The 24,157-nt window shown below is 42.7% G+C and carries 26 protein-coding genes; 21 read left to right on the top strand and 5 right to left on the bottom strand.

The window, feature by feature from the left end:
• The first annotated feature begins 11 nt into the window (after positions 1-11).
• The 11 genes from N6H18_RS00950 (at position 12) to N6H18_RS00900 (ending at position 9,864) form a co-directional block, all read left to right on the top strand.
• Complete coding sequence (locus N6H18_RS00950) at positions 12-413, top strand: hypothetical protein (protein WP_262309979.1); 402 nt, start codon at positions 12-14, stop codon at positions 411-413.
• The gene (locus tag N6H18_RS00945; RefSeq protein WP_262309978.1) at positions 410-1,423 is read left to right on the top strand and encodes a BtrH N-terminal domain-containing protein; all 1,014 of its coding nucleotides are present in this window, start codon (positions 410-412) and stop codon (positions 1,421-1,423) included. Before N6H18_RS00950 ends, N6H18_RS00945 begins: the two co-directional genes overlap by 4 nt.
• On the top strand, positions 1,423-2,175 hold the full coding sequence (locus N6H18_RS00940; protein WP_262309977.1) for an ABC transporter ATP-binding protein: 753 nt from the start codon (positions 1,423-1,425) through the stop codon (positions 2,173-2,175). The genes N6H18_RS00945 and N6H18_RS00940 overlap by 1 nt, the downstream gene beginning before the upstream one ends.
• Before the next feature lies 1 nt (position 2,176).
• On the top strand, positions 2,177-3,451 hold the full coding sequence (locus N6H18_RS00935) for an ABC transporter permease (protein ID WP_262309976.1): 1,275 nt from the start codon (positions 2,177-2,179) through the stop codon (positions 3,449-3,451).
• A 10-nt stretch (positions 3,452-3,461) separates the two neighbouring features.
• Entirely contained in the window at positions 3,462-3,728 is a 267-nt protein-coding gene (locus N6H18_RS00930) for a phosphopantetheine-binding protein (protein ID WP_262309975.1), read from the top strand.
• The gene (locus tag N6H18_RS00925; protein ID WP_262309974.1) at positions 3,725-4,924 is read left to right on the top strand and encodes a beta-ketoacyl-[acyl-carrier-protein] synthase family protein; all 1,200 of its coding nucleotides are present in this window, start codon (positions 3,725-3,727) and stop codon (positions 4,922-4,924) included. Before N6H18_RS00930 ends, N6H18_RS00925 begins: the two co-directional genes overlap by 4 nt.
• Before the next feature lie 2 nt (positions 4,925-4,926).
• Positions 4,927-5,973, top strand: coding sequence for a beta-ketoacyl synthase chain length factor (locus N6H18_RS00920; RefSeq protein ID WP_262309973.1), 1,047 nt, complete (start codon positions 4,927-4,929; stop codon positions 5,971-5,973).
• 290 nt (positions 5,974-6,263) lie between these two features.
• Entirely contained in the window at positions 6,264-6,416 is a 153-nt protein-coding gene (locus tag N6H18_RS00915) for a lmo0937 family membrane protein (protein WP_262309972.1), read from the top strand.
• A gap of 224 nt (positions 6,417-6,640) precedes the next feature.
• Positions 6,641-6,991: a response regulator gene (locus N6H18_RS00910; protein WP_262309971.1), complete on the top strand. Its 351-nt coding sequence runs from the start codon at positions 6,641-6,643 to the stop codon at positions 6,989-6,991.
• 16 nt (positions 6,992-7,007) lie between these two features.
• Positions 7,008-8,381: a sigma-54-dependent transcriptional regulator gene (locus N6H18_RS00905; protein ID WP_262309970.1), complete on the top strand. Its 1,374-nt coding sequence runs from the start codon at positions 7,008-7,010 to the stop codon at positions 8,379-8,381.
• 25 nt (positions 8,382-8,406) lie between these two features.
• Positions 8,407-9,864, top strand: a complete 1,458-nt coding sequence (locus tag N6H18_RS00900; RefSeq protein ID WP_262309969.1) for an ATP-binding protein — start codon at positions 8,407-8,409, stop codon at positions 9,862-9,864.
• Between the two features lie 240 nt (positions 9,865-10,104).
• On the opposite strand, the gene N6H18_RS00895 is transcribed toward N6H18_RS00900, so the two are convergent.
• Positions 10,105-10,548, bottom strand: a complete 444-nt coding sequence (locus N6H18_RS00895) for a hypothetical protein (protein WP_262309968.1) — start codon at positions 10,546-10,548, stop codon at positions 10,105-10,107.
• 212 nt (positions 10,549-10,760) lie between these two features.
• Between N6H18_RS00895 and N6H18_RS00890 the strand changes: the two genes are divergently transcribed.
• From N6H18_RS00890 to N6H18_RS00875, 4 genes are all read left to right on the top strand, one after another.
• A complete protein-coding gene (locus N6H18_RS00890) occupies positions 10,761-11,228 on the top strand; it encodes a hypothetical protein (RefSeq protein WP_262309967.1) in 468 nt (155 codons plus the stop codon).
• 120 nt (positions 11,229-11,348) lie between these two features.
• Positions 11,349-11,852 carry a Dps family protein gene (locus N6H18_RS00885; RefSeq protein ID WP_262309966.1) on the top strand — a complete coding sequence of 168 codons (504 nt, stop codon included), beginning with the start codon at positions 11,349-11,351 and terminating at the stop codon, positions 11,850-11,852.
• Between the two features lie 65 nt (positions 11,853-11,917).
• A complete protein-coding gene (locus N6H18_RS00880; RefSeq protein ID WP_262309965.1) occupies positions 11,918-12,184 on the top strand; it encodes a YtxH domain-containing protein in 267 nt (88 codons plus the stop codon).
• A gap of 99 nt (positions 12,185-12,283) precedes the next feature.
• Positions 12,284-12,733: a hypothetical protein gene (locus N6H18_RS00875; protein ID WP_262309964.1), complete on the top strand. Its 450-nt coding sequence runs from the start codon at positions 12,284-12,286 to the stop codon at positions 12,731-12,733.
• 20 nt (positions 12,734-12,753) lie between these two features.
• On the opposite strand, the gene N6H18_RS00870 is transcribed toward N6H18_RS00875, so the two are convergent.
• Positions 12,754-13,755: a formylglycine-generating enzyme family protein gene (locus N6H18_RS00870; RefSeq protein ID WP_262309963.1), complete on the bottom strand. Its 1,002-nt coding sequence runs from the start codon at positions 13,753-13,755 to the stop codon at positions 12,754-12,756.
• Between the two features lie 262 nt (positions 13,756-14,017).
• Here N6H18_RS00870 and N6H18_RS00865 point away from each other — a divergent pair, with 262 nt between their 5' ends.
• The 6 genes from N6H18_RS00865 (at position 14,018) to dnaN (ending at position 20,588) form a co-directional block, all read left to right on the top strand.
• Entirely contained in the window at positions 14,018-14,866 is an 849-nt protein-coding gene (locus tag N6H18_RS00865; RefSeq protein ID WP_262309962.1) for a purine-nucleoside phosphorylase, read from the top strand.
• A 142-nt stretch (positions 14,867-15,008) separates the two neighbouring features.
• Entirely contained in the window at positions 15,009-15,926 is a 918-nt protein-coding gene (gene gldA, locus N6H18_RS00860; protein ID WP_262309961.1) for a gliding motility-associated ABC transporter ATP-binding subunit GldA, read from the top strand.
• On the top strand, positions 15,926-16,657 hold the full coding sequence (gldF, locus tag N6H18_RS00855) for a gliding motility-associated ABC transporter permease subunit GldF (protein ID WP_262309960.1): 732 nt from the start codon (positions 15,926-15,928) through the stop codon (positions 16,655-16,657). Before gldA ends, gldF begins: the two co-directional genes overlap by 1 nt.
• Complete coding sequence (gene gldG / locus N6H18_RS00850; RefSeq protein ID WP_262309959.1) at positions 16,654-18,330, top strand: gliding motility-associated ABC transporter substrate-binding protein GldG; 1,677 nt, start codon at positions 16,654-16,656, stop codon at positions 18,328-18,330. The genes gldF and gldG overlap by 4 nt, the downstream gene beginning before the upstream one ends.
• Positions 18,327-19,265: a DUF4340 domain-containing protein gene (locus N6H18_RS00845; protein ID WP_262309958.1), complete on the top strand. Its 939-nt coding sequence runs from the start codon at positions 18,327-18,329 to the stop codon at positions 19,263-19,265. Before gldG ends, N6H18_RS00845 begins: the two co-directional genes overlap by 4 nt.
• A gap of 195 nt (positions 19,266-19,460) precedes the next feature.
• Positions 19,461-20,588, top strand: coding sequence for a DNA polymerase III subunit beta (gene dnaN, locus N6H18_RS00840; protein WP_262309957.1), 1,128 nt, complete (start codon positions 19,461-19,463; stop codon positions 20,586-20,588).
• A gap of 127 nt (positions 20,589-20,715) precedes the next feature.
• On the opposite strand, the gene N6H18_RS00835 is transcribed toward dnaN, so the two are convergent.
• The 3 genes from N6H18_RS00835 to rpe all read right to left on the bottom strand — a co-directional run bounded on the left by N6H18_RS00835 (position 20,716) and on the right by rpe (position 24,031).
• Positions 20,716-21,507 (bottom strand): SDR family NAD(P)-dependent oxidoreductase, encoded by a 792-nt coding sequence (locus N6H18_RS00835; protein ID WP_262309956.1) that lies wholly within the window; start codon positions 21,505-21,507, stop codon positions 20,716-20,718.
• Between the two features lie 124 nt (positions 21,508-21,631).
• Positions 21,632-23,299, bottom strand: a complete 1,668-nt coding sequence (locus tag N6H18_RS00830) for a glutamine--tRNA ligase/YqeY domain fusion protein (protein ID WP_262309955.1) — start codon at positions 23,297-23,299, stop codon at positions 21,632-21,634.
• Between the two features lie 72 nt (positions 23,300-23,371).
• A complete protein-coding gene (gene rpe, locus N6H18_RS00825; protein WP_262309954.1) occupies positions 23,372-24,031 on the bottom strand; it encodes a ribulose-phosphate 3-epimerase in 660 nt (219 codons plus the stop codon).
• Positions 24,032-24,157: the final 126 nt, after the last annotated feature.

Here is a 24,157-nt window from a genome sequence, read left to right as displayed (position 1 = left end):
ACCTAAGCAACATGAAAAAAGAAGACATTCCACAAGATGAAAGTGCACTCAAAAATGTATTGAGAGAAGTAGTTTACGCCAAAGATGATGATGGTAAATATACATCTGCACTCAGTCAAGGCTGGAACGTAAAGAAAGATGCGCTTGACAATGCATGGGATGATGTCAATGAAAAAATAGAGGAGGCGAAACAAGCTGTATTGAACGGGGAGAAAAGCCCTGTCTATTATTTCAAAGAGAAATGCCTCATGGATATGCCTACCATCACAGGCTACACTGGATTTTGGTCGTTTACAGTCAAAAGACATTTCAAACCTAGTGTGTTCAAAAAACTGAGTGAGCAAAAATTGGCTAAGTATGCCAAAGCGTTTGATATTACTATCGAAGAATTAAAATCCCCTGACCTATCGTGATCAACGAATTTAAACACATACAATCGGCGCATTGTGAAAATGGCGTAACGACCAGCTTGTTTCAACACCATGGTGTAGATTTCATGAACGAACCCTTGGCTTTCGGTATCGGTTCTGGATTGTTTTACATCCATATCCCGTTTATGCAAGTCAATGGTGGACCAGCTTTGTCATTTCGGACGATGCCTGGTGCTATTTTTCAGCGCACCGCCAAGGCATTGAATGTGAAGATCAAGCGGAAGAAATTCAGATCAGAAGAGGCCGCAGATGATTATCTTAGGAAAATTATCGATGAAGGTAAACCTGTGGGTTGTCAAGTCGGCGTCTTTCATTTGCCTTATTTTCCCAAAGAATACCGTTTTCATTTCAATGCCCACAACTTGATAGTATATGGCTATGAAAATGGTGAATACCTCGTCAGTGACCCTGTCATGGAAGGCGTCAATCGCTTGACTGCAGAGGAATTGAACAAGGTGAGATTTGCCAAAGGTGCTTTGGCGCCAAGCGGTCATATTTACTATCCTGAATCCATAGGAGAAGTGAGCGACGAACTGCTAAGAAAGGCAGTCGTGACAGGAATTAAAAGAAATGTGCGAGACATGCTCAAAATACCAGGTAGCATCGCAGGCGTGTCAGGTATCAAATATACGGCAGGAAAAGTGCGAAAATGGAGGGATAAATTGGGCGTAAGAAAGGCGGGTTTGTACCTAGGCCAAGTCGTACGTATGCAAGAGGAGATTGGTACAGGTGGCGGAGGATTTCGTTTTATCTATGGGGCGTTTTTGGAGCAGGCAGCCGATATCCTAAAAAATGACCAGTTGATCGGTATCTCAGAAGACATCACTGCGGCAGGCGACATGTGGAGAAATACTGCCGTGCAGATGGCAGGTATCTACAAAGGCAGAATCACCGAGCAAAAGGATTTTGATCAGACCGCCGACATGATGCTGGAGATTTATGCCAAGGAGAAGGAGACTTTTACCAAGTTGAGTAAAATCAAATTGAAATAATGTTGGCTATTTCCCATATCGAGATAGCAGATTTGTACAAACGTTACCCCAAAGCATCGGGTGATAGTTTGAGCAATATTAATCTGCGAATAGATTCGGGGACGAAATATGGGCTTCTGGGACCAAATGGCGCAGGCAAAACCACGTTGATTTCTATTCTTTGCGGTTTTTTGGAAGCTAGCAAGGGGAGTCTAAAATATTATTCCACCACAGGAGAAGAGATCATTGGTAGAGACCGCAAGTCGATTATTGGTTTTGTACCTCAGGAGTATGCTATGTATGATGAGATGACACCACTTCAGAATTTGGCTTATTTCGGTGCACTGTACAATATGAAACCAGTACGAATCAAGCAAAGAAGTGAAGAATTGCTTGCTGTATTGGGTCTATCGGAGGTAGCACACAAGAGGGTGAGAGATTTCTCTGGAGGAATGAAACGTCGGGTCAACTTGGCCATTGGGATTATCCATGATCCCGTGATTTTATTTTTAGACGAGCCGACCGTAGGGGTTGATGTCCAGAGCAAACATGCCATCATTCGCTTCCTCAACGAACTCAATGAACAAGGTACGACCATCATTTACACCTCACATCACATGAATGAGGCACAAGAGTTTTGTCAGGAATTGATGCTAATCGATCATGGAACGATCGTGGCACAGGGCAAAACAGAAGAGTTGATGAAGGATCATCAAGCTGACGATTTGCATTCACTATTTATTAGTTTGACTGGGGAGGAGTACCGCAATTAATATGCACAAGTTCTATGCATCCATACGAAAAGAATTCATCATTCTGTTGAGCGACAAACTGGGCTTGACAGTGATGTTTGCTATGCCTCTTTTGTTGGTCTTTATCATCACGATCATTCAAGACAGTGCTTATAAGATTGTCAATGAAAACAAGCTCAGCATGATTGTGTCCAATCATGACCAAGGAGCGCAAGGAGATAAATTGCTCAAGTTGCTTGGGCAATCTGGGTTCTTTGTTATCGAGCAAGACAACCAACTGGACAGTGTCAGCTTGGAGAAGACACTGATGAATGACGACATTTTGACGGCACTATATATCCCCGAGGGATTTAGTCAGAGCATGGAGATGAAAGCGGGACATGTCAGCAGTACCATGATGTCTCAATTGGGCGTGATGGAGTATGATGGCAAGCAGAAAGTGTTGGCAACAGAACTTCATTTTTACAAAGATCCTGTATTGCAAGAGAATTTTTCCGAGTCTATCTCGCGCATGCTGATGTCCTATCTGGCGGTACTGGAAAATAAGCTGATGATCAAATCGGTCTATGCACTGATGGAGCAAGAATACGATGATGAAGCCATCACCCAGCAAATGCTGATGAATCAGACACGTATCATCAAGCATACGGCCTCACACTCTGATAAAGATATATTACCCAATTCGACACAGCATAATGTGCCAGCTTGGACTTTGTTTGCCATGTTTTTTATGGTGATTTCCTTGGGAGCCAATGTTGTCAAAGAGCGAGTAAATGGCAGTTTTATGAGGTTGAAAACCATGCCCTCCAGTTTTGTGATGGTATTGTTTGGTAAATTGCTCGTCTATGTGGGCGTGGCAATTTTGCAGATAGTGATGATTTTTGGTGTCAGTATGATGGTTTTTCCATTCTTGGATTTACCGATTTTGGTGTTACCCGATGCTTTTGGCGCTTTTGCAGTAGTAGTGGTGCTATCTAGTGTCGCGGCGGTCAGTTTTTCGCTGATGGTTGGCACGATTTCTAGGACAATGGAGCAGTGCATTGGGATCGGTGCGGTATCTGTTATTATTTTTGGTGCCATCGGAGGGATCTGGGTACCGACCTTTGTGATGCCTGACTATATGCAGATGATCACGGTGATTTCACCTCTGCATTGGTGTCTCGAAGGCTTCTATATTTTATTTTTAAAGGGAGGTAGTTGGAAAGAACTCTTTCCTATCATTGTGTACATCACGGCTTTTGTGTTGGTTTGCCAAGTCATTACCTTGAGCCGACTGAGGTCAGAGAAGTTACTTTAATATTACAATCATGGATAAGGATACACTCAAACTGGAGTTGAAAGAAAAAATTATACAATACCTGAATCTAATGGATCTCAAGCCAGAGGATATCAAGGATGATGAACCCCTATTCGGGCCAGAATTAGGCTTGGATTCAATTGATTCTATCGAAATGGTCGTATTGCTCGAAAGAGAATATGGAATCAAAATCAAAAACCCTAATGAAGGAAGAAAAATACTGGTAGATGTCAATGTCATGGCGGATTATATCATAGCCAATTCCTCCAAAGTATGACGAAGGTGTATGTTACCGGGATGGGTATCATCTCAGCTATTGGTAACAATGTTGCTGAAAACCGCGCAAACTTGATCAAGGGTCAAACAGGTTTAAGCAAGAATTCTCAATATTTTTCCTCCCAATACACAGCAAGCCACCCTTTTGGGGAGGTTCAATTGTCGGACGAGCAAATCGCTCAGCAATTATCTATCACTGACCTGAGCGGACTGACGCGCACAGACTTGATCGCCTTCAAAGCCTTTGAGGAAGCCGTGCAAGATGCAGGACTACAACCCGATGAATTGTCTCATGTAGATACAGGGTTGATTTCTGGGAGCACGGTAGGAGGGATGGTTTTGACAGATCGCGTGTATCAAGATGGAATGCTACGTGCCGAAACAGATGAATTTTTAGAATCCTATGACTACTGCTCACATGCTTTGCGCTTGACAGGGTACTTTCGGATCAAGGGGTTTACAGATACGATCAATACTGCCTGTTCCTCATCTGCCAATGCCATCATGCTCGGTGCGCGACTGATCAAATCGGGTCGTGCCAAGCGAATGATCGTAGGGGGTGCAGATAGTTTGGCCAAGTTTACTGTCAATGGTTTCAATTCCTTGCAAATCCTCTCTGACGAGATTTGTCAGCCTTTTGATGAAAATCGAAAGGGATTGAATCTGGGAGAAGGAGCAGCGTATCTGGTCTTGGAATCTGAGGAGGTGGTGCTAGGGAAGAAGATATATGGAGAGGTAGCTGGCTATGGGAATAGCAATGATGCCTACCACGCTTCGTCACTTTCGGAAGACGCCATCGGGGTGATTGCCGCGATGCAAGCCGCCATGGATGAGGCGGGCATAGCTGCTGAGGCAGTAGATTATATAAACGCCCACGGTACAGCCACAAGCAACAATGACCTGACAGAAGTTACAGGTTTTGACAAGCTTTTTAAGCCTATTCCTCCTTTTAACTCCACCAAAAGCTATACAGGTCATACCTTGGCGGCAGCTGGTGGGATCGAGGCGATTTACAGTCTGTTGAGTATCAAATACGGCGAATTGTATCCGAGTCTTCATTGTCATGAAGCGATACAGCCCGTCAATCAATTGCCGATTACAACCTATCAATCTGGTGAAAACATTCGGACGGTGTTGTCCAATTCTTTCGGTTTTGGAGGAAATTGCACTTCTTTGGTCTTTAGAAAAGTCGATTAACCATGTACATCAAAGCAGCCATAGCTTTTTCACCACAGTATTCGTTTGACGATTCATTTTCTGCCAAGGAAATAGAACAGCATCAGGGGAATAAGTACTTTGCTGTGGAACCAAATTATGGAGATATGATTCCAAGAAGCTTGCTCCGTAGGATGAATAAGGCCGTGAGGATGGGTGTCGGTGCTGGTTTGATGACATTGAAAGGTCAGCCACCACTCGATGGTATCATCCTAGGAACTGCCAATGGTGGAATTGATGACAGCTTCAAATTCTTACAGCAGATATTGGAGTATGAGGAAGGAACCTTGACTCCTACCAATTTTGTACAAAGTACGCCCAATTCTGTAGCTGGGAGTCTCGCACTGATGTCTGAAAATATAGGTTACAACATCACCCATGTCAACTACGGATTGGCATTTGAAGTGGCGCTGTTGGATGCCATGATGCTTTTTGAGGAGAAGAAGGCTAAATTATTGCTGGTGGGAGCTTTTGAAGAGATTTCTGATCACAACTACAACATGGATTTGCAGGCTGGATGGTTCAAGACTGGCGAAAGTGCGTCCGCTGATCTGCTCGATTCTCACACAGACGGGACAGTCAAAGGCGAGGGGAGTGCGATGTTTGTCATGGACAATGATCCCAAGGATGCCATGGCCCATATTCTTTCTATAGATCAAATAAGTTTCGCGACGAAGGAGGAAGTCTCAGCCAAAATCCAAGCAGTCTTGACGGAGCATGGAGTAAAATCGAAAGAAGTTGCCTTGCTACTTGGTATGAATGGCGACCAGAGAACGGATGATTGGTACTCGGATTTGATGATGGGTGAATTTACAGACAACACAGTCTATACATTCAAGAATCTCGTGGGAGAATACCCCACAGCAACTGGTTTTGCACTATGGCTGTCTACCCAGATTTTTGCTCAGGCTAAACTCCCGATGGAGATGATCAGAAAGGGACACCACACCGAGCCGAAACACCTCCTGATCTACAACCACTACAAAGCCAAGCAGCACAGCTTGATCTTGCTGCGCAATCCTTTGGGTTGATACATTTCTGATGAGTACAACACATCCTCCTGCAGCGCAGCGATGATGTCATAGATTGAGCATATTTTCAACGTGAATTGTATCTCCATACAATTTCTAATTTTTCCAACTTGACAAATCAATCCCCTATCCATGCCAAGTATAGGGGAATCATGAGGATTGATTGTAGAATTATTTCCCCAATAGGTGAGACTCATCCTCAGTGGATGCACCAAAAAGTGCTCTGAGGCTCTGTTTTTCTGTTTGGCACAGACTTTTCTAATCTATTGTCGAACCAAAACATTCATATCATGAGTAATCTATTGTATTTAATCGCAGTTATTTTGATCATAGGCTGGTTGCTCGGCTTTTTTGTTTACAGTGTAGGTGGGCTGATCCATGTGCTGCTTGTACTGGCAATTATCGCTATTCTATTTAGATTGATTAGCGGCCGAGGAGTCTGACTTCCTAATCAGTCAAGATGAAATTGTCTCCCTAGCCTGACAGTATTTTAGGCCAGGGAGACAATTTCGTGTGTGTTTTGATACACAGTGAAAAAGAAAATACGGGTAGAAGCGAGAGGAAGTGGTAGAGGATAATGGGTAAACCGCCTGATAGGTTGATAAAGAGATTCAAATCAGGTAAATTGTCGAGGAAGTAAATTACACGGAAGGTGAAGAGACAAGAGATGAGAGCACTAATAGTAGATGACGAAGAGGATATCGGCTGGATGGTTTCCAAGTTTTTGCAAAGTGAAGGCTTGGAGGTCGAGTATGTCAGTCGCATCGAGAAGGCACAGTACAAAATCAATGAACACCCCTATGAGGTATATTTTCTGGATCTGAACCTGCCAGATGGGAGTGGGTTTGATTTGATCCCGAGTATCAGAAAGCAAGAGATTGATTCCAAAGTAGTTGTCATCAGTGCGCATGACGGTATTTATGAGATCAACCAAGCCAAAGAAATGAACGTCGATCTTTTTATCAAAAAGCCCTTCACCAAGAAGCAGGTTGTGGACGCTATTGAGGATTTGAAGTAACAGAAAACAACCAAACATGGAAAAGATACTAGTAGTAGATGATGAACAAGACATCTGCACTCTGCTGAAAAGATACTTTAGCAAAAAGGGGTATGAAGTAGAGACGGTGACCAATGGCGAGCTGGCGCTCAGTTTTCTTAAGAAAAACCCTGTTGACCTGGTTATTTGTGATTTCAAGCTACCTGACTATTCGGGACTGGAGATATTACAAAAGATCAAGATTATCAATCCTAAGACTCAAGTAATTATCATCACGGGTTATTCTGACGTGCGGATTGCGGTAGAAGCCTTGAAAAAAGGAGCTTTTGATTATGTCACCAAACCTCTCTATCCTGATGAGATTTTGCTGACAGCACAGCGCGCCTTGGGTGCTAAATCTCAGCCTACACCTGCTAAAAAGGGAATTGCGACGACCTCACAACCCAACCAAGAATATGTCATTGGACTCAGTCCACAATCCAAAGCCATCCAAAAGCACATTGATCTGATAGCCCCCACTGACATGTCTGTGATTATTCTCGGAGAGACAGGTACAGGCAAGGAGTACGTAGCGAAGGCCATCCATGCCAAGAGTAAAAGAGCTGCCCAACCCTTTGTCGCGATTGATTGTGGTGCCTTGCCTCAAGAGTTGGCTGCCAGTGAGTTGTTTGGACATGAGAAAGGGGCCTTTACAGGCGCCATTGCCGAAAAGAAAGGGTGCTTTGAGCAAGCCAACGGTGGCACACTGTTTTTGGATGAAATAGGCAATCTGACCTATGAGAATCAAATCAAATTGCTACGAGTCTTGCAGGAGCAAACTATCAAGAAGGTAGGAGGAGTAAAGGACATCAAAGTAGACGTGCGTGTAGTTGTGGCTACCAATGAGAACCTAAAACAGGCCGTAGAGTCTGGTGAGTTCAGAGAAGATATCTATCACCGACTCAATGAATTTAGGATAGAGCTATCTCCGCTCAGAGCGAGACCTGTAGATGTGGTGTATTTTGCCAAGTACTTTTTGCAGCAGTCCAATCAGCAGTTGGGCAAAACAGTTGAAGGTTTTGATGAGCAAGTGCTGGAGATTTTTAAGTCATACTATTGGTATGGAAACTTGCGGGAATTAGGAAATGTGGTGAAACGATCAGTATTGTTGTGTCAAGGAAAATTGATCAATACATCGTGCCTTCCAGCAGAGATCATCGAGCCAGATTTGACTGTCGATATTGGTTTGGATATGCCCATAGATGTGAGCAAGCCCATTAGTCTCAAGGCAGTAACCCAAGAAGCAGAAAAGCGAGCAATCCTCGAAGTACTAAAGCAAACCAAGAACAACAAAACCAAAACCGCAGAGCTCTTAGATGTGGATAGAAAAACTCTCTACAACAAGTTGAGCCAGTACGACATCCAAACCTGATCAATGATCATCTATCCCTAATCACATGTTCGAAAACAACCCATCAGGAGAAAAGCAATTTGCAGACGGTCTTCTCAAAAGTATTCTTGATACTTCTTTTCTCGGTATCATGACTTTCAAGTCTGTAAGGAATCAAACAGGTCAGATCATTGATTTTGAATGGTTATTCGTTAATGATGTGGCAGTACAGATTGTTGGCAAACCAGCTGCGGCACTTGTAGGATCACGGATGTTGGATCTCTTGCCGACCAACAAGGAGACGGGTTTGTTTGATCGCTATGTACAAGTGGTAGAAACAGGAGAGGTGGGTACTTTTGAGCAGTATTATTCTGGAGAGAATATTCATAAATGGTTCAAGATCGCTGCTATCAAGCTAGATGATGGATTTACGGTTTCTTTTGAAGATATTTCGCATTTCAAATCCGCTGTGTTGGATGCCAAAATCAAGGAAAGAAAATACCAGCGTCTCTTTGAGGAATCCATTGATGCCATTTTGTTGATGGACGAATCCTATGGTTTTGTCGAGACAAACCAGTCTTTGCAGCACTTGTTTGGACACCTCAAGGAGGAGCTGAAAGCGATGAAAGTCAGCAATCTCTTTTTTAAGGAGACTGATTTTATGCTGTTCAAAGAGGAATTGAGAGCGCAGCAAAAAGTAGAAGAAATGGAACTGGTGCTCTTGGATAAATGGAAACGAAAACGCTATTGCTTGATCAATTGTGTATCGATCAGAGATGAAGAAGGCAACCTGACTTATCTAGCCGTGATCCGAGATTTGACAAAAAGAAGACAAGCAAGTCGTGAACTGGTTCAAGCAGAAAAACTCGCCATGACAGGTAAAATCGCACGGACGATTGCTCACGAAGTGCGCAACCCTCTGACCAACCTTACTTTGGCGTTGGAGCAGCTCAAAGAAGAGATTCCTGCGGATGTTGAAGATGCTAATTTGTATTTTGACATCATATCACGCAACGCAGAGCGAATAGGCAAATTGATCACCGATTTGCTCAATTCATCCAAGCCGAAGGAATTGAGTCCCGTCAAACAGTCACTCAATGCACTTGTCAAGGAGTCTCTCGATTTGGTAAAAGACCGATTGAAACTGAAGAACATGGCTGTTGTGGAGGAATACGCGTCGGATTTGCCAGATATCCCACTCGATGGAGATCAATTCAAGGTCGCCTTGCTCAATATGTTTATCAATGCAATTGAAGCCATGGAGGCAGAACTAGGCAAGCTCCAAGTGTTTACCTACAGAGAGGACAATTACGTCATTTTGGAAATCTCAGACAATGGCAAGGGGATGACCAGTCAGGAGTTGAGCAATTTGTTTCAACCCTATTTTACTGGGAAGAAGGAAGGCACGGGATTGGGACTCACCACGGTTCAAAACATCATACATAGCCACAAGGGACGTATCGAAGCAGAAAGCGAAGTGGGAGCAGGTACGTCGTTCTATATTACTTTTAAGACGCAGAGTTGAGCCAAAGGGAGTGCCTGATCCAGACAAACACTTTTTGGTGATTAGCCAGTTTTTCAAAATTGCCATAGCTAATTACCCTAGCACATGGTAGATTTTTTGGGATAGGGTGTTGCAGAGCTTTGGAAAGGATCTATTCGTCTGGCTGAAATGGAATAGGTACATGATTCTCAGTGCATTTGTCTACTGGATTTTGAATCAGTTCAGAAGTGTTTAGCGCAGTGTGAACGACTCATAGTGAACTCACCTAATCACCAAAGAAGAAACTCTACTCAACGCTCTACCAAAGAGAAACCTATCTGCCTCACTGGCAATCTCTAGCCATGATACGGTCATAGAACGCAAAAATCGTTGACCTGTCATCACCGTATGGAATCCGAAATGTTGGGTGATTTTGTCTAGGACAATTTGATCTTTTTTTCGTGTAGATCTCGTCAGGTGCTGAATGTCCGTCAATACCCTGTCGGAAATCCCAGCCAAAAGAAAAGAATCATCCATGGAACTGATCACAAAAACACCTTTGAAATCCATTAACCTACCTGTCTTGTCCATGATGGTTTTCATCCCATGGCCCTTTTTGAAGAACAACTCCAATGGGACTCCTTTTTTCATCTTCTTTTTCAAAAGCCTCATTTTGGGATGAATGGTCTTTACACTGTGTTCGTCTCTGATGTTGATGTCTTTCATGACTATGATGTTTTGATTCCTATACATAGAGGAAAAAACTGTACCGTTTTGAAATCCGCAGTGTGCCACGATTTACATCAACAGCTTGTGGATTTTATTCCACAGTTGATGAGGTATCCCTACATGTTTTGTGATCAAAAAGTGCTTTTTAGTTGAATGGGAGACTTGGCACTCTTTTTTCAAGGATAGTGGCATAACCAAATATTACAACGATGAAAAAGACAATTGAAACCGTATTTAGCATGGCAAGCATCACAGGATTTTTTGCAGTGATGATGATCCTGTTTGTGACCTCATGTACTCCCAAAGAATCCAAAGAGTCATCCAATGACTCAGTGTCCGAAAATTCGATAAAAGATGATTTCAGACAACAAAAAGAAGAACTGAATGAAAGTCTGGAAGAAACCAAAAATGAAATCGATGATGCTATCGATGATATCGAGGACAAATTGAATGTCAATGAAGGGCCTATCGAGAGAAATCTAGAAGAAGCCAAAGCCAACCTAGAGATGCAAAAGGCAAAACTAGAGGAGACCATGGAATCGGTTAATAACTCAGCAGAAGAAAATTGGTCAGAGGTCAAAACTGAGGCCGACAGAGCGGTGGCCAACCTCAAGTCCAATATGAAAGAAATCAAATCTGAGTTGGCAGAAGCTTGGGCTGATGTCACAGAATCGTAATTTGAAAATATATGATACCCAATCGGACACAGGGTTGTGAAAACCAATCCTCCCTTAACATGGTCTGGTTGGGTATCCTTTTCGGAATGAACAGATTGTAAAACCCTAAAGTAGAAAACAATGTTAGATAGTATAGAAACGAAGAAGAGAACCTACAAGAGACTTGGATACTCAGCAATGGAGACAGTCGAGTTGATCGATGCGATGAACAAACTACTGGCAAACTACAGTGTTCATTATCAGAAACTTAGAAATTTTCATTGGAATGTCAAAGGAGCTGATTTCTTTGATGTCCATGAGAAGTTCGAAGAACAATACAATTATGCCAAGGTCGCAATCGACGACATAGCTGAGCGGATCAGAGTTTTTGGTCAGACGCCATTGAGTACCATGCGCGAGTATCTGGATGTTTCAGAAATCAAAGAATGCGGCAGTGATTTGTCGTCGATGGACATGGTCGCAGAGATACTCAAGGATTATGAAACGCTATTGGATCACATGTCCAATCTCCTCGAAAAAGCTGCCGACAATGGCGACAGTGGGACAGAAGATATGGTAAAAGGTTTTGTCAAGCAGACAGAGAAAAATCACTGGATGTTGACAGCTTTTTCAAGTAAAAATTAAGCAACAATACCCAAAAATGTAAATGTTCTGAAAGTATCAGGACTTATTCACCAAAATCTAAGAACATGAATAGTATATCAAAAGTAATGATCGCCCTCATTGGAGGCGCAGCAGCAGGACTTGCTACAGGTTATTTGACCGCACCTAGAGCTGGAAAAAAATCTAGGGAGAAATTGTCTAAAGAGTATGATATCACCAAAAAGTCATTGGAACAAGCAGCTACCAAAAAGCTGGCTGAGGCCAAAAGCATTTTGAATGAAACCATAGAAAAACAAGCTCAGAATGGCAAAGAAGTTCTGGACAAAGTAAAGAAAGTTGCCACATTTTCTTAATCAACCAGCATAAGAGTCAAGATGCCAGAAACAGGTTTCTTGACTCTTTTACCTTGTCCCGTTTGATGAAATCATTTATTGAAATTGAAAACCAAAATCATGAAAATACAACAACATCAGGAACTGTCGGACATTGAAGAGTTGATTGCACAATTGGTCATCACAAGACGCATCTATGAGCTTGCCTTTTTACACATAGAGGATTCTCATATCAGGTCTATTCTGCACGAAAGCGCCCGAAAGAAAGAGCTTCAGTCAGTAGAAATCTACCGTGCCTATCAGTTTACCTGGGATTATTTTCACACCCACCTAGGGGTACAGAAAATGATCGAAAAGGCAGGATTTTCGGCAATAGAACATGTCCAACGTGCCAATCGTGAAGAGATTCTGAATCTGTGTCGACAGAGCGAATTAGATCTTAGCAAGGCGTGCAGCAGAGTATTAGAAAATAGCAACAGTGATATCCACAAGTTCATACTCTCCAACCACAAAAAGGATAACAACAGACGATTGAAAACCCTCAATTCTCTATTGGAAAAGGTAGCTTAGGATCGTAAATGGATGGATGCTTATCTTCTTCTAGCTATTTCGGTCAAGCATCTAAATCCCACATCGGTACGGTAGGCCTGTACCTCATCGTGATCAAAGAGTTCGTCTGCTGAGAAGGATGTTTGAAAACTTCCACCAATAGCATATCCTTCAGCGACTAGTTCTTTTACATTGCCGTAAAAATTGTAGAAGCCAAGTGTGTTGTGACTGAAACTATAGATATAGAAGGGTATTTCAATATCCAAACTCATAGGGTCTTGCACCAAGAAATTTTGAGTGTAGCCCTCATAATCAACTCTTGACAGGATAGAGCTTGGCGCAAATCGATTAGCTACGATATCCTCCTCAAAAAATGACCATTCTTTCTTTCCGAAGTTGTATAATCTTGAATTTACTTCTTCCTCTACATTACCTGCGATTTTTTTCCACTCCTCTTCTGAGGGTAGCCTACCCGCATACTTGTATTTTTTGACTTGATTTTTGAGCATATCCTTGAGTCCTACGTTGAGTACTTTGGCTCGCCATTCGCAGTATGCTTGGGCATTTTGGTGAGTGACTCCTACTACTGGGTAGAAGTAAAATTCAGGGTTTAGAAAGTATTTGGACTTGAATTTATTGTCCAATTGAGGCATGTATTCTTTGTCAAGATATTTGGCTGAGTCCTTAGTGATATAGAAAAGAAACTCTTGGTAGTGAATGTTGGCAACCTCTGTTTGATCCATGAATTTGCCTTCAGAGATAGGCAAGCTCCCCGGCGGAATCATATAAACCTGCTCGTAGAGATGATTCTTTTTGTTGTCTTTCCATGGGTCGTATTTCCCTTCATAAAACACCTCCTTTTCTGAGCTGTTGTTGGTTACGTAAAGTTGCAGGAGGACTTTGTTGTCCTCTGGGTTGTAAGTATATGGTAGGGAAGTTTTTTCACTACAACATCCTGGATCAGAGCTGGAGGGATGAATGGTTTGAGCCAGAGACAGTGATGAACATAGAACTAACAGTAATGCGACTAGGCAATGATTCATTTTAATTGATTATGTGGTTTGAAACTGTCGGTTGGAAATGCTATTGCAAATTAGAAGATATTCCACACTAAGACAAGACAAGTTCCTATTCTCATTTGAACCTTGTGAAATCGCAGAATTAATCTTGACCTTTTCAACCAGCCAACCGAAACCTGCTCTTTTTCGGAGTGGCTTGAGCTGGTTTGATCAGATGTTTTTATTTCCTCTTTATATTCGCAGCACAAACGCAGGCATCAAAAAGTTCTTATAATCTGTCAGTTTGATGTTGAGAATAATCATGGAGGAAATGGAGGAATATAATAAAATCAAGCAAAGTGTCTCTTATATCACAGCACAAACGGAATTTGTGCCGGACTATGGCATCATTCTCGGGACGGGACTGGGAGCATTGGTTGATGAGATGGAGATTGTCCAAACAATCAACTACGAGGAGATACCTCATTTCCCACTATCAACGGTGGAGTTTCATACAGGGCAGTTGATTTTTGGTTTTTTGGGAGGAAAGAAAGTGGTCACAATGAAGGGACGTTTCCATTACTACGAAGGTTATAACATGAAGCAAGTGACCTTCCCAGTTCGGGTGATGAAAATGCTGGGAATCAAAAAACTGTTCATTTCCAATGCAGCAGGGGCTTTGAATCCTGAATTTCAGAAGAGTGATCTGATGGTGATCGAAGACCATATCAATCTACAGACCGAAAATCCTTTGGTAGGGAAAAATATCGACGAAATGGGGGATCGCTTCCCTGACATGAGCGAGCCCTACGATCTGAGTTTGGTAGAAAGAGCGATGAAAATTGGTGAAAAACTCGATACCAGGCTACATCGTGGCGTCTATGTAGGTGTCAATGGTCCTAATCTAGAAACCCGGGCGGAGTACAAGTTTTTGAGAATCATCGGTGCGGATGCGGTAGGCATGTCTACAGTCCCAGAAAACATAGTCGCGCGACAAATGTCACTCCCTGTCTTTGCTATTTCTGTATTGACAGACCTGTGTTATCCAGGACACATTGAGAAAGTCAATATCGCTGATATCATCGCAGCAGCCATGAAGGCGCAGCCTGCGATGACTCACATCATCAAAGAATTGATCGCTCAGGATGAAGGGTAAAGGATTGATGTTTTTTCTTGACTCTTGGGTCTATGAATCTGAGGTCTAAATAAAAGTTTATCATCCTGTTTCCATGTAATTGTCATTTTCAATGATAGTTTTGTGTTCAATTTTCTAAGTAAGAATATTTAAACGTCCCATTTTGTCGATCATAGTACATCAACTCACCAAAGTATATGGCCAGCAAAAAGCGGTAGATGAGATTTCATTTACAGCCAACAAAGGAGAGATTCTCGGTTTCTTGGGACCCAATGGAGCTGGGAAATCTACTACTATGAAAATTGCTACCGGATACCTTATGGCCAGTGCCGGACAAGTGACTATTTCAGGTCTAGATATCGCTACGCAGACATTGGAGGCACAGCGCAAAATAGGCTATCTCCCAGAGCACAATCCGCTGTATTTGGACATGTATGTACATGAGTTTTTGGCATTTTCTGCCCAAACTTATCAACTCCCAACTCAATCCCGTGCTCACAGAATCAAAGAAGTCATCTCACAGTGTGGATTGACCTTGGAGCAAAACAAGAAATTAGGACAGTTGTCCAAAGGCTATCGTCAGCGTGTGGGATTGGCGCAAGCACTGTTGCACGATCCAGAGGTGCTGATCTTGGATGAACCCACCACGGGCTTGGATCCTAATCAGATTTTGGAGATTCGTAAGTTGATCAAGCAGGTGTCCAAAGACAAGACGGTCATTTTTTCATCTCACATCATGCAAGAGGTACAGGCACTCTGTGATCGCGTAGTATTGATCAACAAAGGCAAAATTATTGCCGACAAAACCATTGTGGAGTTTTCGAAGGGATTGAAAAGTGAAGTTGTGATTCAGATTGATTTCAAAGAAGACATCGATATCACCATTCTGGAATCTATCGAGTCATTGTCGGTGGTTCAGCGGCTGGACAAGGGGATTTATAGAATCCAAACTAGCAACAGCGAAGAAGCACGTAGTGCGATATTCAAACAGGCTGCCGAAAAGAACCTGCCGCTGGTTGGTCTGCAAGAGCAAGGGGATTCACTCGAAGATATTTTCCACGAACTAACCAAAGAGGTATAATGTACGCGGTATTCATCAAAGAAATCAACAGTTTTTTGAACAGCCTGATCGCCTACATCGTGATTGCTGTTTTCTTGACGACCATTGGACTGCTGATGTGGGTTTTTCCTGAAAGCAGTGTGTTGGAGTACGGTTATGCAGACATGAGCACTTTATTCAATTTGGGGCCTTATGTTTTCATGTTTTTGATACCGGCTATCACGATGCGCTTCTTTGCGGAGGAAAAAAGAACGGGGACCAATGAGTTGCTCTTTACCCGTCCGATGACCCACATGGACGTGATTCTAGGCAAATACTTTGCGGGGTTTGTCTTGGTGCTGCTCTCAGTCTTGCCTACGTTGTTGTACTTTCTATCAGTTTATCAGCTTGGGCAGCCTGTTGGTAATTTGGATATTTCTGGAACCATTGGATCTTATATTGGTTTGCTACTTTTGGGTGGAGTGTTTGTGAGCATTGGGGTTTTGTCTTCCTCGATTACAGACAATCAGGTTGTTGCATTTGTGTTGGCGGTTTTTTTCTGCTTTGTCCTGTACTCTGGATTGGAGTCATTGGCGACCATTGATATTTGGGGAGGAGAGGCTTTGGTATTGCAGCAGATGAGCATGGTGTTTCACTACGGTGCGTTGAGTAGAGGCCTGATCGATATGAGTGATATTGTTTATTTTATCAGTGTGATTGCTGCGATGTTGTTGTTGACCAAGTTGTGTTTAGATGCTAGGAAATGGGGATGAATAGACTAGTCAATATATTGCAGTTTGCCATTGGTGTTATGATTTTGGTCATACTCAATCAATTGGTGGCTCGTTTCCCGATGCGTATTGATTTGACAGAGGAGAAACGCTACTCCATCTCTGATGCCAGCATCGAAGTATTGGAGAGTCTCAATGAACCAGTTTATGTTGAGGTTTTTTTAGAAGGAGAGATGCCGGCAGGGTTCAAGCGTTTGCAAAAGGCGATCAAAGAGACTTTGGATCAATTAGCGTATTATTCGGAGGGTAATGTTAAGTACAGCTTCAAAGATCCATCCATCGCCAAATCAAGCAAGGCGAAAAATGAGTACTTCCGATCGTTGATGCAGCGTGGATTACAGCCTACGAATTTGAACTACACGCGAGACGGAAACAAAACCGAAAAACTGATATTTCCAGGAGCTATTGTCTCCTACTATGGTCAGGAGGTACCCGTCCTTCTACTCAGGGGAAATCAAGGAGCGAGTGCTGAAGAGCAGCTCAATCAATCTATCGAAGGGATTGAGTACGAGCTGATTTCGGCGGTTCGTTTGCTTTCGACGGATGTCAAAAAGAACATAGGATTGATTGTAGGTCATGATGAGCCTGATTCATTGAATCTGGCGGGTCTGACTGGAGCGTTGACTGCCAAGTACAATGTGTTCAAAGTAAAGTTACCAGAGAGAACCAAGGATTTGTCTCTGTATGACGCCATCATTTTACCCAAACCTACCACGGTATTTGATGACAGAGAAAAGTATCTATTAGATCAGTACATCATGAATGGTGGTAAAGCACTTTTTTTCATTGATGCGTTGCGAGTCAACATGGACAGTGCCTCAGGGGAGGGGACTTTTGCTTTCCCGTATGAGTTGGGATTGGATGATATGCTGTTCAAATATGGGGTGAGAATCAACCGAAACTTTGTACAAGATGTGTACAGTGGGGAGTTTCCGATAGTTGCTGGTATGACAGGAGACCAACCACAGATTCGGATGCTGCCTTGGCCTTTCTTTCCGACTATCAATACCTTTGGAGACCACCCGATCACTAAAAATCTGGATGGAATCCAAATGCGTTTTGTATCCACGATAGATACCGTCAAAGCGGTAGGTGTGGTCAAGACTCCTTTGTTGATGACTTCAGCCTATTCGTTGGTTTCTTCTTCACCAGTTAAGGTTTCGTTCAATGAGCTGCAAAAGAATTTGGATCCCAAGCGTTTCAATGCTGGATCACAGGTGGTAGCTTATCTTCTGAAGGGTGATTTTACCTCTATGTTTAAAAATAGGATTTTGCCGAGTGATGCAGACAAATCAACCTTTGTTGCAGATGGCAAGGATGCTATGATCTTGGTCTGTGCCGATGGAGATATGATTCGCAACGAATTTGATCTTCAATCTGGTGAGCCTCTGGAACTGGGTTTGAATCCCTATAACCAGCAGAAATTTGCCAATGCAGACTTTGTCCTAAATACGCTAGACTATATGCTCAACGAAGAAGGTGTCATTACCTCAAAGAGCAAAGAGATTAAAATTCGTCCTCTAGACAAAGTGAAAATTGGGGATCAGAAGCTCAGATGGCAATTATTGAACCTTGTCCTGCCGATCCTGCTGTTGATTTTGTACGGTGCGTTGAGGGTTTATTTGAGAAAAAAGAAATACGCTAACTTCAAATGACAAAGATTCAAAAACTGATCGGTACGTTGGTGGTGTTGGTAGCCTTTTCTCTTTCCTTGTGGATATGGGATGGCAAGGGAGTGCAAGGATCTTTTGATCGCAGCATCTTTGTGATAGAGGACACAGCCGCGATCTCAGCGATTCACATCCAGTCCAAGGTTCAGGATATCAGCGTACAAAGAGACGGACAACGTTGGACGCTCAATGATTCTATGGCGATAGATCCTTCGCTGATACAGATCAGCGAGTCTGTTTTGAGCCAAGTGAGTGTGCTCCGCCCCATCAGTCAGCTCAATATTGATGAGGTCAGAAAGCAATTGTTGGAGTCTGGACAGAAAATCACCATCACGATGGATGGACATGATCGTGTGTTTTATGCTGGAGGGAATTTGCAAAAAACACAGTCTTATTTCGGAGATGCTGATTTGCAAAATGTCTATTTGGTAGGGATACCTGGGTATAGTAATTACGTCTCCGGGATTTTTGAATTGACAGCCAATCAATGGAGGGATAGATTGTTGTTCAATTCCAACTTTCGATCTTTGCAATCTTTGCAAATAGCATATGCAGATGGGTCAGATCTAGAGATTCGTTTCAAAGATCGCTTTTTTACGGTCGATCAAATACAAAAGATAGATACTGCAGTTTTGACCTCTTACATCAATTCACTAGAAGGGTTTCAACTCAATGATTATTTAAAAGCTGGAGAATTTCCTAGGTATGACAGCTTGCTCAAAACCGAGCCATTGGCGCACTTGTCTATCAGAGACATTGACTTAGACAAAAACCGCGAGCTGGATGTGTACCCTAAAATTGCAGGAGAGCGCTTTTACTTGCTTTCAGATCGCAAAGGAGACATGATTGTAGTCGATCAAAACCGCATCCAAAAGTTGCTGGTGACACCAGATCAATTTGAGTACAAATTGAATCTTTGACAGTTAACGATCGACTGTCGACAAGTTAATGATGGACTCTTGTCGATTGACCATCGACTTTCGATTATCAACCGCACACAACAATCAATTTAGGGGTTTTTTATTTGGATTTTATCATTAACTTTGGCTCAAATCCGAGAGAGTGTCTTCTCGCGTTTTCATATTACTTAGAACATTAATAAATACCAATAGCAAATGAAATTCATTGTTTCATCCTCCTACTTATTGAAGCAATTGGCAGCTATCAATGGGGTTATTACTACCAATCCCGTGGTGCCAATTCTGGAAAACTTTCTTTTTGAAATTGCAGACGGAAAATTGACAATCACTGCTTCTGATTTGCAAACTTCGATCATCACTGAGCTAGAGGTAGAAGCAAAAGAGAACGGCAACATTGCTGTTCCTTCTAAAATATTGTTGGAGACACTCCGAAATCTTCCAGAGCAACCAGTGACATTCAGTATTGATGAGAATACCTACAGTATTGAGATTAATTCTGATAATGGTCGCTACAAGTTGTCAGGAGAGAATGCAACAGATTTTCCTAAGGTGCCGACTGTATCCGACGGTAGTGCGGTCAATATTTCATCTCATGTATTGGGCAATGCGATCAACAATACGATCCTTGCGACCAGCAATGATGAGTTGAGACCTGCTATGACGGGTGTGTATTTGAATCTGTCCGATACCAATACGACTTTTGTAGCAACCGATGGACATAGATTGATTAGGTACCGTCGAGTAGATATTGCCTCTGATGCAGGTGCAAGTATGATCATCCCAAGAAAGGCTTTGACGCTCCTTCGCACAACATTGCCATCGGCCAACACCAATGTCAATGTGGAGTACAATGTGTCCAATGCGTTCTTTAAGTTTGATGGTATCCGTATGGTATGTAGATTGATTGATGAGCGTTTTCCAGATTATGAAAACGTGATTCCGTCCAACAACGAGAATGCTATGACGATTGATAGATTAGAGCTTTTGGGTTCGCTCAAAAGAATCGCTATCTACGCCAACAAAACTACACATCAAGTAAGACTGAAAATAGCGGGTAGTGAATTGGTGATTTCATCTGAAGATTTGGACTTCTCTAATGAGGCAAACGAAAGATTGTCATGTGATCATGATGGTGGAGACATCGAAATTGGATTCAATGGTAAGTTTTTGATCGAAATGTTGGCCAATATCGACGCGACACAAGTCACGATGAAGTTTTCCGAGCCAAACAAAGCAGGTTTGATCTTCCCAGTAGATAGTGACGAAAACGAAGATTTATTGATGCTAGTGATGCCAGTGATGCTGAGCAACTACTCATCATAAGAAAATAAGAAACTTTATGAAAAGCGAACTGCCTCTGGTGGTTCGCTTTTTTTATAACTAATCTTTATTTGCAATGAGGAGGAGCGCGCAAGGCGATTGCATCGCTATTTTGCACGACTAAAATTCCTTACAATCTCAACGCCTTGCGATACTGCTTACCCAAAATGACGGTGATTAATCTCAGGGGCAATACTTTCATAAAGGCGAAAGCAATGCGATTAGATATGCCAGGGACATAGTTGTGCTTGCCAGATACGAAGCAATGGATGGCTTCTCGGGTCGCTAGATGAACGGGCATAAGCCATCTTTGTAGTGTTTTGAAGTTGTCGTCGGCAGTCATCTCTGTGACGATGCCTCCTGGACTGAAGACACTTAGCTTGAGTCTTGGATTGCGGACTTCTAGTGCGATGCTGTTGAGGAAGTTGGTGAGGTAACCTTTGGTACCCGAGTAGAGTGCTTGATAGGGCGTAGGGTAGTGTGCTGCCAAACTGGAGATGACCATGAGATTGCCTTGGTTTCCGTTTTGCTCGAAGTGACGGACAAAATGTGTTGCCAGTGTTGTGGTACTGATGACATTGAGCTGAAGGATTTGGGAGATTTTCTCATCGGTGATCCGTGCGTGTTCGCCAAGGTAGGTCATGCCAGCATTGAGTATCGCTCCTCCGAATTCTGGCATAGACAAGCATAGATTAATGACTTTGGTAGTTTCTGCTTCCTGTGACAAGTCTGCCACTAGCGTTTCTATTTGGATGTCCGATGTAGCGAGGATTTCGGTTTTGAGTGCAGCAAGTCTGTCTGCTCTACGCGCCACAAGGATCAAGTTGGCTTGATGCTTAGATGCCAGTAATTTGGCCATTTCTAATCCCAAACCTGAGGAAGCGCCTGTCACTAAGATCCACTTGTTTTTCAATGCTATCATGGTTTTTTCTTGACTAAGATGTAATAAAAAGGCGCACATTGCAAGTGTGCGCCAGTTTTGTGTATAGGAGCAGGGATTCCTTTTTCTCAATGAGCGTACCCATTTTGATCAAACGAAATACCTATTATCCATTTTGTTTTGCCCAGTTGTCTCGTAAAGTGACGGTTCTATTGATGGTCAATTTACTGGAGTCAGATTTTTTATCAATGATGAAATACCCCATCCGCTCGAACTGAAACTGCGTACCTGGCGTCATGTTACCCACTGATGGCTCAACGATTGCTTGGTCCATGATTGTCAGAGAATCAGGATTCAAGTGATTTCTGTAATCATCCTCGATGTTGTTGAGGTTTTCTGTTTTGAACAATCTGTCGTATAGTCTTACTTCGGCAGGGATACCAGCTTGTGCATCTACCCATCCGAGTGTTCCTTTCACCTTCTTGCCTGTGGTGTCTTGACCACTTTTGGTGGCGGGATCATACTCTGCATAGATTTCTTCGATTGCTCCTGCATGATTTTTTTTGAATCCCGTGCATTTCACGATGTAGGCATATTTGAGACGAACTTCTCTGTCTGGTCCTAAACGGAAAAACTTGTTGGGTGGCTCTTCCATAAAGTCGTCACGCTCGATATAAATCTCTTTGGAGAATGGTATCTGACGCTTGCCAGCTGACTCATCTTCAGGGTTGTTGATAGCATCTAGTAGCTCGGTTTGTCCATCGGGATAGTTGGTGATGATCAATTTTACTGGATCGAGCACACCTAGGACTCTGTTGGCTTTCTTATTTAAATCCTCTCTGACACTGAACTCTAGGAGCGCTACGTCACTGATGCCGTTTCTTTTGGCCACCCCGATTTTGTCAGCGAAGCTTCGGATCGATTCTGGCGTGTAGCCACGTCTACGGATGCCTGAGATGGTGGGCATTCTTGGATCGTCCCAGCCATCTACATGTCCTTCTTCTACCAGTTCTCGGAGTTTTCTTTTGCTCACGATCGTATAGCCCAAATTCAACCTAGCAAACTCAGTCTGCTCAGATGGGAAAATACCCAGATTGCCAATGAACCAGTTGTAGAGAGGTCTGTGTGCTGCAAACTCCAAGGTACACAGGGAGTGTGTGATTCCTTCGATAGAGTCAGACTGTCCGTGGGCAAAGTCATAGGTAGGGTAGATGCACCACTTGTCTCCAGTACGGTGATGTGCCATTTTTTTGATTCGGTAGATGACAGGGTCTCTCATTTGCATGATGGGAGAACTCATGTCGATTTTGGCTCTGAGTACGACAGTGCCTTCATCGTATTTACCAGCTTTCATGTCTTCGAAGATGCTGAGACTTTCTTCTACAGGACGTTCTCTGTGTGGACTAGCTTTGCCTGGTTGACTTGGTGTTCCTCTTTGTTCTGAGATCACTTCTGCAGATTGATCGTCGATGTAGGCTTTGCCATCTTTGATTAGCTTCACTGCGAAATCATAGAGCTGGTCGAAGTAATCAGAGGCATAATATTCTCTGTCTCCCCAATCAAATCCTAACCACTTGATGTCTTCTTTGATAGAGTCTACGTATTCAGTTTCTTCTTTTTCTGGATTGGTGTCGTCAAAGCGAAGGTTACAAAGCCCTTTGTATTTTTCGGCAATTCCAAAATTGAGACATATAGATTTGGCATGACCAATGTGTAGGTAGCCATTGGGTTCGGGTGGGAATCGCGTGTGTACGCGAGATTCGTTTTTGCCCTCAGCAATATCCTTTTCTATCATTTGCTCAATGAAATTGAGCGATTCCTTTTCCGTACTCATGTGCTAAATTTTAAAACGCAATTTTAAAGACTTTTACTTTTTAAATTGGCTAGGCTGTTTGTTGTTTTCGTTTTAGAGACGCTTCATTTGATGAATGGTCGCTATTGGATCTGGTGTGTTGAAAATGCCCGATCCAGACACGATGATGTCTGTGCCAGCATCTATTACAGATTGGATGTTGTCCAATTTGACACCTCCATCGATCTCAATTTCGATGTGTTCTAGATTTTTTTGGATCAATAGGTTTTTCAATCTTGCGATTTTGTCTAGACAGGCTTTGATCAAACTTTGTCCTCCGAAACCAGGATTTACCGACATGATCAATACAAAATCTACATCAGGCAGTATGTCTTCAATGGCAGACAGAGGAGTGTGCGGATTCAAGACCACACCCGCTCTTTTGTCTAGACTCTTGATCAGCTGAATCGTACGGTGTAGGTGAGGACAGGCTTCCACATGTACGCTGATCCAGTCTGCTCCCGCTTTTGCAAATTCTGGGATGTAATTATCAGCATGGTTGATCATCAGATGTACGTCTATAGGTAGTTTGGTGATTTTTCGGATGCTGTTGAGTACGAGTGGCCCTATCGTGATGTTGGGGACGAAGTGACCGTCCATCACATCGTAGTGTATGATGTCAGCTCCTCCTTTTTCTACCAGTCGGATGTCATCGCCCAATTGAGAGAAATCTGCTGAAAGTATAGAAGGGGCTATTTGAATCTTTTTTTGCATTACAATTATTTTGTGCAAATATATAGGTGGCTAGGCTTTTCTCATTTAATAAAAACCACTTTCTTCTATTCCCTATTTATTTCGTTAATTTGCAGTCTCAAAGGGATGAATAAACACTGTTCATCC

Origin of the sequence: Reichenbachiella agarivorans (assembly GCF_025502585.1) — a bacterium.
Classification (GTDB): Bacteria; Bacteroidota; Bacteroidia; order Cytophagales; family Cyclobacteriaceae; genus Reichenbachiella; species Reichenbachiella agarivorans.
The sequence above is the reverse complement of the archived record's forward strand: the minus strand, read 5'-3'. Positions and strand labels throughout refer to the sequence as shown.